The organism is Rubripirellula lacrimiformis (assembly GCF_007741535.1).
In the GTDB taxonomy this organism is placed as follows: Bacteria; Planctomycetota; Planctomycetia; order Pirellulales; family Pirellulaceae; genus Rubripirellula; species Rubripirellula lacrimiformis.
This window is the reverse complement of the sequence record NZ_CP036525.1, coordinates 7523339-7536721: the sequence shown is the minus strand read 5'-3', so window position 1 is coordinate 7536721 and position 13383 is coordinate 7523339. Positions and strand designations below refer to the sequence as shown.

At 58.7% G+C, this 13383-nt stretch carries 8 protein-coding genes; 1 reads left to right on the top strand and 7 read right to left on the bottom strand.

Going from position 1 to position 13383, the window contains the following annotated elements:
* Positions 1–44: 44 nt before the first annotated feature.
* Positions 45–2084: a sulfotransferase family protein gene (locus K227x_RS26250; protein WP_145174992.1), complete on the bottom strand. Its 2040-nt coding sequence runs from the start codon at positions 2082–2084 to the stop codon at positions 45–47.
* A gap of 270 nt (positions 2085–2354) precedes the next feature.
* Between K227x_RS26250 and K227x_RS26245 the strand changes: the two genes are divergently transcribed.
* Positions 2355–3602, top strand: coding sequence for a glycosyltransferase family 25 protein (locus K227x_RS26245; protein WP_145174990.1), 1248 nt, complete (start codon positions 2355–2357; stop codon positions 3600–3602).
* Positions 3603–3778: 176 nt separating this feature from the next.
* Here the strand turns inward: K227x_RS26245 and pnp are convergent, their stop codons facing one another.
* The 6 genes from pnp to K227x_RS26215 all read right to left on the bottom strand — a co-directional run bounded on the left by pnp (position 3779) and on the right by K227x_RS26215 (position 13005).
* Positions 3779–6106, bottom strand: coding sequence for a polyribonucleotide nucleotidyltransferase (gene pnp, locus K227x_RS26240; RefSeq protein ID WP_145174987.1), 2328 nt, complete (start codon positions 6104–6106; stop codon positions 3779–3781).
* A 363-nt stretch (positions 6107–6469) separates the two neighbouring features.
* Positions 6470–6739, bottom strand: a complete 270-nt coding sequence (rpsO, locus tag K227x_RS26235; protein ID WP_145174985.1) for a 30S ribosomal protein S15 — start codon at positions 6737–6739, stop codon at positions 6470–6472.
* A 149-nt stretch (positions 6740–6888) separates the two neighbouring features.
* Positions 6889–7551, bottom strand: a complete 663-nt coding sequence (gene cysC / locus K227x_RS26230; protein ID WP_145174982.1) for an adenylyl-sulfate kinase — start codon at positions 7549–7551, stop codon at positions 6889–6891.
* 90 nt (positions 7552–7641) lie between these two features.
* The gene (locus K227x_RS26225) at positions 7642–8517 is read right to left on the bottom strand and encodes a methyltransferase domain-containing protein (RefSeq protein ID WP_145174979.1); all 876 of its coding nucleotides are present in this window, start codon (positions 8515–8517) and stop codon (positions 7642–7644) included.
* A gap of 586 nt (positions 8518–9103) precedes the next feature.
* The gene (locus K227x_RS26220) at positions 9104–9436 is read right to left on the bottom strand and encodes a hypothetical protein (RefSeq protein ID WP_145174976.1); all 333 of its coding nucleotides are present in this window, start codon (positions 9434–9436) and stop codon (positions 9104–9106) included.
* Between the two features lie 182 nt (positions 9437–9618).
* Complete coding sequence (locus K227x_RS26215) at positions 9619–13005, bottom strand: PVC-type heme-binding CxxCH protein (RefSeq protein ID WP_246146300.1); 3387 nt, start codon at positions 13003–13005, stop codon at positions 9619–9621.
* Positions 13006–13383: the final 378 nt, after the last annotated feature.

Below are 13383 nucleotides of genomic sequence, written 5' to 3'. Positions count from 1 at the left end.
CTCCTCATCCAAGTCAAAGGAATCTCAGTGCGTGCGGCGGCTTTCTAGTCGTCGCGCCAATAGGTTGCTTCATCAGGAAACCGCTCGACCAAGGCGTCGAGATGCTGTTGGAATCTTCGCCACGACCCGATCGATGTGGCATAGATCGGTTGTCGGACTTGCGCTCGGCTTGGCGTACGCACACTTCGTGGCGTGTCGTAATACGATTGGCAGTCGTCGGACCAGGCGAGGTCTAGGAACTGCAGCAGTTTGCGGGTTTGCCCTTTCGCATCGGCGACCGTTTCCTCGTAACGCATTTCGAACACGTCTAGCGACAACACGCTTTGCCAATGCCGCATCAACATCCGATAGCCGTCCATGTAGTCGGCCATCGCATCGAGTTCAAAGAACGGCCAAGAGAAGTTGTTTCGGAAGCAGGAAACGCATGTGTCCAGCAAGTTCCGTTTGCAGTGAATGATTTTGGCGTGGGGGAACAGGATCGAGATCAATCCAAGCAGTTGAAAGTTCGTCGGCATCTTGTCCACGACATATCGCGAGCTGCGATCCATCATTTTTAGTGCCGAAAGATGCCGCTTCGCGATGCCTCGGATGTCTGACGGTGAGAGTCGTTCTAGGCCGGGCGGGAACGGGAGTTTGTTGCCCGATCGGCGAATCGATCCCGGAGAGCTTGCAGCGATGTTTCGACCGATGATCGATAGATCGTGCAGTTCCCCAGCGCCGAACACGTCTGGATGACTCGATAGAATTTGTTCGGTCAGCGTTGTTCCCGATCGAGGCAATCCAACGATAAAAACAGGTCGCTCGGTGGGCAGGCCGCAATTGCATCGCGACTGAAAAAAATCTCGGCCGTACTGGCTCATGGTCGCATACACGCGGTCTAAAAAGTTCTCCGGGTTTGGGTTGGTCGCCAACAACCCACGCTTCTTTCTGTCCGAGGCACGTTGATAGGTTGCGAATGCTTGGCCGAAGTGACCAAGTTCCTCCTGTCGACGTGCGATCGTATACAGCATCAGTGTTCGTTCGGGCGGTGGGATCGATGCGTCATCGGCCAACGTTTGGAGTTCCGAAATTTCGTCGGCCGCAATCGTGGATCCTGTGATGCTTGCCAAGGCAAAGCGTGCGCGGCCGCAGGCAGGTGAAACTTCGATGGACCTTCGCAGTTGTTGTTGTCCGCGATCGATGTTTCCCGATTCGATTTGCAGTTCACCCAGGATGAACATCGCCTTGGGATCGTTGGGCCGCGCATGCAAACAGCGTTCGGCAACGACCACTGCGTGTTCGTGACCTCCGAGGGCCTGCAGAACCTGGGCCGCCGTGCAGTAGGTTTCGAAATCGGGCCGCAGACGCATCGCAAACAGCGCCAATCGCTTGGCTTCCCGCCCGTCCCGAATGGTCATCCAATCACGGGCAATTTTTTCGTTCTGGCAAGACACGCCCGCGATCCGCCGGGCAATTGCGACCAGCATTGCTGGCGATTCCCGATGGGCCGAGGCGACGTGCAGCAGCATCGCGTTGGTCTGGTGCTGCGGCCATAGACGTTCTGCCGCAGCAACGAAATCCTGGCATGCGAGAATGTCATCGTGAAAGTCGGTATCAGGAGAAAACAAGGACGCAAAGCCCGTTTTTGCGACCCATTGGGGTTCTTCGGCTGCTGTCACCCGATGCGGTTCAAGTGTTTTCGCGGTTGTTCCCGCCGGCTGATAATGCCGGCCCATGGCGGCATGTTGCTGATCACCCGGTTGATTACGCAGTTCACGCAGTATGGTTCTAGGTTCGTCCCAGGAAGGCCGCAATCGGCACACTTCGACGAATGCACGCTTCGCGATTTCCAGGCGTTTGGCCTTGATCAACGCGATGCCCAGGTCGAATCGCAACAACGCATCGCTGGGGGCCAGGACGATGGCGTAACGAAAGAATTCAGCCGCGCGAAGGAAGTGACCATCGTCGGAAGAACCGACCGCCCAGCGATGCCAGTAGCCCGGATCCAAGATGTCTTGGATGGTCGGTTTGGTCCGCTCGAGATCCGAGTCATCCTCGGCGATCGAGCGAGCATCCAACGGTGTGACGAGATTCGGAACAGACAAGTGTGCCCTCTTGTGTGCTGTCGATCGACCCAATTGGTCTTCCGGGGCAAGCTCTTGACTGTTGGTTGTGCTCAGTAAGTTCGACGCTGCGAATCAGCAGCGTCTTGCTACTAGTACTTGAAGTCTCACGCTTGTCAGAAGAGTTGATTTTCTGAGTTGACAAGTTGAGCGTACCGCTATGCCCATCGCGATGCAACAAATTTGTAGAATCAATTTCAGAATTAGTTCGGCTTCGACTTCGTTCCACACCAATTGATATTGAAACCCAGTATGAATGGTTTGCAGTTGTTTGATTGTTTCGACCACGTGGTATGCATCAACTTGGCTCGGCGTTCTGATCGTTGGGGTAGTTTTCAAAACGATCTTCCCGTCGATTGGCCGTTTCGGAAACCAGAACGGTTCGAAGCGATTGATGGGCAATCGGTTCAGTGTCCCAGTGATTGGAATGGGGGCGATGGTGCCTGGGGATGTTATCGCAGTCATCTGGCTGTTCTAGAGAAAGCCATCAACGATGGCGTCCGATCGTTGCTGGTGATGGAAGACGATGCATTGTGTTGTTCGGGATTTGCCTCCGCAGTGGAACGGTTCTTCCTGCATCTTCCACATGATTGGTCGTACATCTATCTGGGCGGTCAACACATTGAAACGGGAAGTTCATTGCCCGTGGCTGTCAATCGATTTGTCTATCGACCGTTCAATGTGAATCGTGCGCATGCCTACGCGCTTCGCGGGATCAATGCGATTCGTGGCCTGTATCACCATCTGCTGAATTTTCATCTGTGGGATACCAAGCATCATGTGGATCATCGAATGGGCGAACTGCACATGAGCCTTCCTGCGGGTTTGTACGTGCCGCACCAGTGGTTGGTGATGCAGAAGGAAGGGGCCAGTGACATCAATGGCGGCCAACATCATCGGACGGATTTTCCAGGTGCCGAGGTTCTCGTGCGGCAACAGCTTTCCCTGCCCGCGGTGGCTGTCCTGGGGCCGTCATCACTGGCTTCGGAGCGGCTGGTCGATTTGCTGCAGTCGCTCGACGTGAACATGGGAGCCATCGGTGGTAGCGATGATTCGGGACGCCGAGTGGTCGCGCCACAGTTGCACCGGATCTGTCGTGAAGTTTTCGAGGGTACGGAGATGGTTCGCAAGCTCAGTTCCGGCGACAGTGTCCGCCGGCTCAAGGTTTGGGCCGTCGAACGTTCGTACGCGGCGCGGAACACGGCGAGGATGGTGGGCGGTTTTGATCCCGCCTTCTGTCTGTTGGGGCCAGAGCTTGTCGAAGCCTGGGACCAGCCCCGTTTCGTCGTGCTTGATTCAAGCGGGATGGATGGCAGGCGTGATCGCGCCGCCCAGCAATCGACGGAATCGTATTCGGCCACGCGCCGCCTGCTGGGACAACGCGAGCAGTTCTTGCGCGTTCGTCAGCCGAGTTGTTTGAGGGTGTCCGAGCAGCAGGTTCTGAATGATCCAGAAGGACTGCAGGCCGCACTGTCCCGTTTTCTCTTCAGCGACCCGTGATCGCGAGCGTTCCGGTTTGTGCCGCCCGCCTTGTCCACACCGCCGGTAGTACGAACGGAGCGTAACGTGTGGGCGGCAGCTTCGGTGTCGCTGGGACGGTTGGCGAGCGGCACAAAAAAGGCCTGCCGAACTTTGGTTCGACAGGCCTCGTGATTCATGCTGGGTGTGGCAGGGGATTAGTCGCGGTAGCGACCGCCACCGTTGTTTCCGCCACCACTGCCGTCACGGCTGCGACCACCGCCGCCACCGCCACCGCTGCGACCACGTCCGCCGCCACCACCGCCACCGCCGCCGCTTCCGCCGCGTCGTCGTCGTGGGCGATCTTCGTCGCTGCCGCCTTCGCTGCGTTCACCGCCACCTTCGCCGGCACTCGCTTCGACCAGGGCAGCCAGTTCGTCTTCGACGCCCAGTTCTTCTAGGGCGCGACGACGGCTCAGCTTGACTCGGTCGTGCTCGTCGACGTCGATCACGAGGACCTTCATCGCGTCGCCAACGTTGACAACCTTGTCCATGCTGCTGATGTAGCCGCTGCTGATTTCGCTGATGTGACACAGTCCGTCACGACCAGGCATGATTTCGACGAAGGCACCGAATTCTTTGATGCTGCTGACGATGCCGTCATAGATCTTGCCGATCTGGACAGTCGCGGTGCAGGCTTCGACGGCTCGCAGAGCTTCTTCGGCCGTGTCCTTGTTGCTACTGGCGATCAAGACAGTACCGTCATCATCGACTTCGATGACTGCGCCGGTTCGTTCTTGAATGCCACGGATGTTCTTGCCGCCAGGACCGATCAGAGCACCGATCTTGTCGGATGCGATCTTGGTACGCAGCAGGCGAGGTGCCGTTGCAGCGATTTCGCGACGAGGACGCGAGATCGTGGTCAGCATCTTGCGAAGGATTTCGATGCGGGCTTCGCGTGATTGCTTCAGCGTCGCACGAATGATGTCTTCGCTGATCCCGGTGACCTTCAGGTCCAGTTGGATGCCGGTGATGCCGTTTTGAGTTCCGGCGATCTTGAAGTCCATGTCGCCGAAGTGATCTTCGGTGCCCAGGATGTCGGTCAGCAGGACCCAATCGGTTTCGCTGTTGCGAACCATACCGATGGAGATACCAGCCACTGGGTTGCTGATGGGAACGCCCGATGCCATCAGGCCCAGGGTTGCACCGCAAACCGAAGCCATCGACGAGGAACCGTTGGATTCCAGAATGTCGCTGATCACACGGATCGTGTAGGGGAAGTCATCAGCGGCCGGCAGAACCGGGGCGACACTTCGTTCGGCTAGGCAACCGTGACCGATTTCGCGGCGACCAGGGCCACGGATCGGGCGGCATTCGCCAACCGAGAAGGATGGGAAGTTGTAGTCCAGCATGAACTTCTTGCTGTACTCTTCGGCCAGGCCGTCGACGCGTTGTTCGTCACGCGATGTGCCCAGGGCGATGGTGACCAAGGCTTGGGTTTCGCCACGTTGGAACAGGGCCGAACCGTGCACGCGGGGCAACAGGTCAGTTTCGCAGTAGATCGCACGCAGCGACTTGCTGTCACGTCCGTCTGGGCGAGTGCCGGCGACGATCAGGTCGCGGACGACCTTTTCTTCGAGGTCGTGCCAAACGGATTTGAAGCGTTTGATGCAAACGGCACCGTCGGCTTTTGGATCAGGAATCACGTCGCTGATCGCTTGGTCACGCAGGTTGCTGCATGCGTTGGCGCGATCGGCTTTGGTGCCCTGGGTTTGTTGGGCGTCGCGGAAACGATCGTAGTACGAATCGTTCAGGCGTTTGAACAGTCCGTCGTCTTCCGGTGCGATCCATTCCTTCTTGGTCGGGCTGACCTTTTGGTACAGTTCTTCCATCAGGTCGATGACGTCGCGGATGGCGCCGTGAGCGAATCGGATCGCTTCCAGCATTTCGTCTTCGGGCATTTCGTTGGCAAAGCCTTCGATCATGGCCACTTGGTCACGCGACCCGCTGACGATCATGTCCAGTTCGCTTTGTTCCAGGTCGTCATGCGACGGGAACGCGACCAGTTCGCCGTCGACCTTGCCGACGCGGACCGAGGCGATCGGGCCTTGGAATGGCAGTTCGCTGACGTGCAACGCGGCGCTGGCACCGTTCATGGCCAGGACATCGCCATCGTTTTGCTGATCGCTAGCGATCACAGCAGCTTGGACTTGGACTTCGTCCTTGAATCCATTGGGCCACAGCGGGCGGATGGGGCGGTCCATCAATCGCGAGCTGAGGATTTCTTTGGTGCTGGGGCGGCCTTCTCGCTTCAGGAAACCACCGGGGAACTTACCGGCAGCAGCCAATCGTTCGCGGTAGTCACAGGTCAACGGGAAAAAATCTAGTCCCGGACGTGGGTCGCTGCTGGCGGTGGCAACCAGAACGACGGTTTCGCCGTACTGGACCAGAACGGCCCCGGCGGCTTGTTTGGCTAGTTGGCCAGTTTCGAACGACAACGTGTGTCGGCCGATTTGTTTTTCAACTCGGATCTTCTTTTCAGTCACTTTAATTTCTTCCTTCAACCTACAAATACAACATTCAATTGGCAGCCCGGTCGCCCATTTCTTTGCGGGGGACCGCGCACGGGTTTAGCATGTGAATGGCCACCCAGGGTGATGGCCATGCGCAAAGAGACGTCCGCGCGGCAAATGGACGCGAATTCACAAGATGCGTGAATTCGCTTTGACCACAGAGCACTAGCGGAACGCAGCACCGACTTGATCGGAGGATGAGGCGTGCTGGCATGCATAGCCGACACCGCGCCGGACCGAAGCCGCGTTTCTGCGAAGCGAGAGGGAAAAGAGCCGGCCGCCCGTTACAGGCGAGTTGGCTGATGCCATCTTCGCTTGAATCGCGGCTCGGAGGGGCTACTTACGGATGCCCAGTTTTCCGATGATGTCGAGGTATCGCTGAGGATCCTCGCCACGCACGTAGTCGAGCAAACGCCGACGACGGCTGACCAGCCCCAAAAGACCACGCCGCGAGGCGTAGTCCTTGCGGTGTGTCCGCATGTGTTCGGTCAGCCCATTAATCCGCTCGGTCAAGATGGCAATTTGCACCTCAGGCGAGCCGGTATCAGCATCCGATTTGCGGTGTTCGCTGATAGCCTCGGTTTTTCGCTCTTTCGAGATCGTCATTCGTTTTTTTGTCTGTTACGTCGTTCTTACACTCACATGAATTTGGCGTAGTTTACCGACGCCGCCGTTTTTGGCAACGGCAAATGCAGACGCTTTTCCAGAGATCTTTGGAAGTTCCATTGCCGGGGGGAAGGGGCACCGCAGGATGGCTACTTGAAAACGCCTTGTTTTCGCAGCGTTTCCAGCACTTCGGTGGCTTGTTGGGCCGGACTGCGGCCGTCCCCGCCGTCGAGATGGATTTCTGGGGCCAGCGGCGCTTCGTATGGGTCGCTGATGCCGGTGAAGTTCTTGATCAGGCCAGCGCGAGCCTTTTTGTACAGCCCCTTGGGGTCGCGTGATTCGCAAATCGCAAGCGGTGTGTCGACGAACACTTCGATGAAGTCTCCTGCCCGGTTGGCCTGGATCATCTTGCGTACTCGGTCGCGATCCTGGCGGTAGGGGCTGACAAAGGCGGTCAGCGTGATCAGCCCAGCCGATGCCATCAGCCCCGCCAGCGATCCGATTCGACGAATGTTCTCTTCGCGGTCGGTCTCGCCGAACCCCAGCCCGAACCGTGCGGCGAATTCTTGGGAATGTTCCTCGGCGAGTCGCTCTGGCGGTGCGCACAGGCCATGGCGGATGTTGTCGCCATCCAACAGCATCGTGGCACGACCCAATTGGTTCAGTTGACGATCCAGTTCGTTGGCAATCGTGCTCTTTCCGCACCCGCTAAGCCCGGTGAACCAGACCACCACGCCGCGCTGGGAAAGACGCTGTTCGCGATCGGATCGTGTGACGGTGTGGTCGTGCCAAACGATGTCGTTTTTCACCATAGGAAAACAGCAGCCAGCGTGGGGGATGTGTGTGTGTCGGTTGTCGAGTGCGACATGGACGTCGGTGGGGGCCGCAATCGATGGCCACCATCATAGCTTTCGAGAGCGATACTGTATCGGTCGGGGAGGCGTGCGAACGGGCCGGTGAAAGCGGATCAGGTCAGCCGCCAATGTGACCTGCATCTCGGTGACCCCTTCCAATCGACCGGCCTGGGAATGACGCACTCCGCGATAGGTCATCGCCAATGCGTCGGCGATCGCGTCGGCGTCCAGTTGCACGGTCTGTTGCCATGCCTGGTGTATCGAAAATTCCATGCCGACGGTCTTCATCTCGTCGACCACCATTTCCCAGCGGCTGCGTCGGTGCCCGGCCTGTTGAACCTGTTCGCGAAGTTCGATCAGGTCGGCTTCGCCCGGGACGGCAACGATGCAAACGGCGCCGGGTTTCAGCACACGATGGATCTCCTGGACCGGACGACGTCCGAACAACGAAAGGACCCGGTCGACGCTGGCGTCCGCGGCCGGCAATTCGCGATCCGCGTTGGCCAGCACCCAAGTCCCCGGACGCCACGATCGGGCCGCCATCTTGATCGCTCGTTTGGACAGGTCGATGCCGCAGTAGCCAGCGGCTTCATCCGCAAACAACGCCGGGCCGAACGATCCTTCGCCACACCCCAGATCGATCGTGCGTGGGGCGTCCGCAGCGGAGCCTCGCGATTCATTGATCCAAGGTCGAATCGCGTCGATCAGTCCGGCCGCATGCCCCCGCCCGAGCCAGCGGTGGCGAGCCAGCACGGCCGCGTCAGTATCGCCTGGATTCTTGCTCTTCCGATCCTGTGGCTGCAGCAGACTCCAGTACCCTTCTTTAGCACGGTCAAAATGGTGGCCGGCATCACAGAACAGTCCGCCGTCGCGTTGGTGCAACGGGTGGAGGCAGTTTCGGACGGTGCAACGAAGTTCAAACATGACGCCAAGTTTAAGTCGTCATGCGGATTGTCGGCAGGGGCCGCCGCTGCTTTGCCACCGGCGGATGCGGAGAGGCGATCCGCGACAGGAAAATGAAGGGCAGAGTCGAGATGGGGGCTGCCGGATAGGATCGGAGAAGATCGGGGCGGAGGGGATGCGGTTGATCGGGAGGAGGGGAGGAAGTTCGAGTTCGAGTTCGAGTTCAAGTTCGAGTTTAAGTTCGAGTTTAAGTTTTTGAACTGGAAGTTTTAGTTGTCATTCGGATTGTCGGCTGGGGCGGCCGCTGCTTTGCCACCGGCGGATGCAGAGAGGCGATCCGCGACAGGAAAATGAAGGGCAAAGCCGAGATGGGTTCTGCCGGAGAGGATCGGGGCGGATCGGGGCGGAGGGGACGCGGTTGATCGGGAGGAGGGGGGAAGTTCGAGTTCGAGTTCAAGTTCGAGTTTAAGTTTTTGAACTGGATTTCTGGTTCCTGTATCCGCCTTGAACTTGAACTTGAACTTGAACTCGAACTTGAACTTGAACTTGAACTTGAACTTGAACTCGAATTCGAACTTCGGCTTGCGCTTTCCTTCCCCGCTTCTCGTTACGCTAGGGAGGGTTGATCGGTGTACAGTTCTAAGAGTTGGCTTTGGACTTTCACTGCCCGCAGCAGGACCCACAATTGGTCGGGTGAAAATTCGGTGGGGCCGTCGCTGCAGATCGATTCCAATTCGTCAGCCACGGCGGAGTGTTGATCCGATGCAGCCTCCAATCGAAAGCTGGCGTTCTTCCACGCTGTTGTCAGTTGCGCCGGATCGGTCAATTGGTCTGCATCGCTGACTTGCGTCAGAATCAATAGCGACAGCCTGGCCACGTCCGTTGGTAACAACGAGGGCTGTAAGGTCAGAAGGCGTTTTGCCAGTTCGTGACAAGTCATGTGCATTATCTTCGGTTTGCCTCGTGTCGCCGGGGCGAGCGACCCGAGATAAGGCTAGCCACCCGTGAATCGGTGGTGGACAAGGAATCTGCTTGTACTGAACCCTAGGTTGCGAAACCGACTGCGGCAAAGCATCGGGACAAAGATGTTGACTTTGTCCCGATGTCCGCATCCCTGCTGCACTACTCGACGTCGGCGGCCGACCGTCGGTCTTCTTGCAGGCTGGCCAGGTAGGCCACCAAGTCACGTAAATCACGGGCCGTCATGAACTTTGTCAGGTCATCAGGCATCGAACTTTTTCCCTTGCGACGGGCGACGATTTCGTCCGTGAAAATCTGAACCAACGAACCGTCATTCTGGATCAATTCGATGTAATCGTCATTCTCGGATTTGACGATGCCAGAGAAGACTTGCCCCGAATCATTTGCGATCACGGCGGTTTCAAATCCTTCGGCGATCTTTGCGTTGGGCAAACAGATCGATTCCAACAGATAGCGTCGATCGCGAGTCTTGCCGATGACCGTCAAGTTGGGGCCCACTTCCCCGCCCGCCCGATCGATCTTGTGGCATCGCAAGCACGACAGTTCGGTTTTTTCGAGGAACAGTTTCGAACCACGTTGGACATTGCCACCGTTCAGGGAGGTCAGCCACTTCGCCAAGGCATCGTCCTGAGCCAACTGCTGTTGGTACTCGGTCAATCGTTTGCCGAGCGCGTCGTCCAGTTTTCCTTTGGCGGCCTCCAGCACGTTGAGTTGCACGTCCGAGGAAAGCTTGTCATCGAGATAACTTTCCACGCCGCCGATGATCGCCGAGAGCGCTTCGGGGGACTGGCTGCGCCCCAGGATGTCCCATCCCAGTTGGCGGACATCCATGCTGCGGCTTTGGGTCGCTTTGATGAATTTGCCGAGCGATCCTTCGAGGTCATTCGCCGCCAGCACATCCAGCGCCGCCCGGACCAATTCGTTTGGCGGTGTCAGGCTGACTTCGTTGGCCAATTTGACGGCCAAGGGAGCGTTCAGTTTCGCCAACGCGGTCAAGGCGGTAGCTCGGTTGGATGAACGTTGATCGGAATTCGCAACTCGCTGGGATAGCAGCGGTGCGATCTTTTCGATCCCCAATCCCGCAGCCACTTCGATGGCCTTTTCTCGCACCGATTCTTGCGATGTCATCAGGATATCGATCTGCGGCGACAACGCGTCGGCGGCTTCTTTGCGAGGCCGGGCTTTGGTGTCGCGATAGACATTGATGACGCGGTCACGTGGGTCCGGTGATGTCCAGTCGGCCAGCATGTCCAAGGCTTCGATTCGCATTTCTGGCACTGCCGATACGCGGCCCGCATACTGTGCCAACTGTGTGGCGGCATCGGCCGTTCCTAGTCGGAAGTTGGCGTTCAGGACGCGGCGGATCAGATTGGTGTCGGTCAGCGGTTGATCGATCAGTGCGGCCAGCGAATTGACAGCCACCGGGACGGGTTCATCGTGGATCGCGCGAGCCGCTTCGAGGACGACCAATGGATCTTGGTCTTTCAGGAATTCCGCCAACAGGCCGCTCTTTTGACGTCGCAATGCCACCACCGCAGCACGGCGGACCGAGACGCTAGGGTGCGAAATCAGTTGGCCGATCGCTTTGCCGGAAATGGCCTTCGCCAGATAGCTGAATCCGGCGTGTCGCAAAGCGGGGTCGGCGTTGTCGTTGGTCGCTAGGATCCCGACGACATGCCCCATCGCTTCGGCGTCTTTCAGTTTTCCCAACGCCATCATCGCAGCATATTGGACGCGTGCCGAAGGATCAGTCAATTGTTGGCGGATTTTCGCTGCGGCGGCGGTGACACTTCGGTCGCCCAACGCTCGGATCGCTGCGGTGCGGATGATTTCGTCTTTGTCGGTGACAAGCCCATCCAGGCCCGCAATGGCCGCGTCCGCTTTGGCGGGTTTGGTGCGTGCAATTTGGTCGACGCCCCAGGTGGCGTGCAGACGCTTGATGGAATCCGATTCGGCCGATGTGGCAACGGCAATCAGTGTGTCGATGTCGCCGCGGCTTGCCAGTTCCCATTGAGCTTCGAATCGTACGCGGCGATCGACATGGCCCAGCAGTTCGGACAGTTTGGCGGCTGGGTGTTCCGCCCATTGGCTGGCCAACAGAGATTGGACTTCGGCAACGATCGGCTGTTTTTGTTCCGCTGGATCGCTGAGCCGATAGATCCGGCCTTTGCCCAGACCGTCCCATCCGTCGACCCAGTCGCTGACGTACAGATGCCCGTCAGGGCCGAACGCGACGTCGGTTGCTAGCACGGTCCAGATCGGGTCGGAATCTTCGCCCATTTGGTAGAACGCGCCGTCGGCGTCCAGGTTGAACGATCGAATGCCGCTATTGGCTGGTCCGCCGCGGAAGTCGCAGATCAGGAACTTGTCCTTCAAGGCGTCGCCGAATCCAGTTCCGGGATAGAACGCCAGCCCGCTGGGGCCGTCGGTGAAGTTCAGCACCGGTGGGACGATGTAGGCGGGTTGTTCGTTGTGGAACGGTTCCCAGATCTTCTCGCGGTTGAAAGGGCCACGATCGGGCAGGTATTGGTACTGCATCCGCCACCCGGTGTCGCCGCCTTCGAGGATATGGACGATGCGAGCCTGGTCGCCGCTGTCGCTGTTGTTGTCGACCGAAAACAGGTCACCGACATCGTTGAACGCCAATTCCTGTGGGTTACGCAGCCCGGTGGCATAGACTTCGAGGCCGCTTCCGTCCAATTCGCAGCGGAAGACGGCACCCGATTGTGGGTCCGCCAACAGCCGTCCGTCGGCGGTCGTGACGTTGTAGCCCCGGTCGCCGATGCTGAAATAAAGTCGCCCGTCCGGGCCGATCACCAGCCCGTGCATGTCGTGGCCGCGGAATGCGACGCGGACGCCGAACCCGTCGGACAGCACCACGCGTTCGTCGGCTTTGCCGTCGTCGTCGGTGTCGATCAGTTTCCATAGTTTGGGGATGCAGGTGTAGTAGATCGAATCGCCTCGAGCCAAAACGCCCGCTCCGGTGCCCTCTTCGATGCGGTTGAACCCGTTGGCCAGAATCGTCGATCGGTCCACCTTGCCGTCGCCGTCGGTGTCTTCCAGGCGACGGATGCGATCATCGTGCTGGGCGTAGGTGACGGCCGCTTCGCCGAGCAGACGTTTGTGATAATCGATTCGGTCTTGGACCGTTTCGGCTGCCAAATCCGCCAATAGCCACTGTTCGTCATGCCCGCGGTTGTCCGTCACACCGCGATTTTGGCGGTAGGTTTCGCACACAAACAAACGGCCGCGATGATCGATGTCAAAGGCGACCACATTGGCGACTTCTGGTTCGGCCGCGTAAAGTTCGATCTTCCAGCCTTCGGGAATCCGGATTCCGGCCATCGATTCGGCCGCTTCCTCGGAAGCCTCGGCGATCACCGGATCCAGCGGTGCGGGCTGTTTAAAGTCCGCTGCGACGCCGTTTGGGCTGGTTCCCGCCAGTGCCGAAATCAGGCCCAGCCCGACCAGTCCTGCTGTCCAAATCGGTTTGCCCAATCGCCCTGGTCGCAGAATGGAAGCTGCCAATGCGGATGACGATCGGGGGGACGCCCACAGCAAGTTCACGGCAAAGCGGCATAGGGAACGCCCGAGAGTTGGCAACGGCATTCAGAAAGTCCAGTCGGATTCGAGGGGGGCAGTGTCGGATGTAGTAGCGGTCAGGAAAATATGACATTGGCGATGGGCGGTCGGTCAACCCGCCGGCCGGGATCTCACCGGTCCGGTAACCCCATCCGTCGGGATCTCACCGCTCGGAACCCATCCGTCGGGAACCGTGGGCGAATCACCCGCGACGCCCCGTGTCCCGCCCACGGGGGCCAGACAGAACGCCATGGGCAACGGGGCCGATCGCTGGTCACCGCCGACCGTGATTTGCCGACCGCAATTGGCCGGCCGGTCATTGGC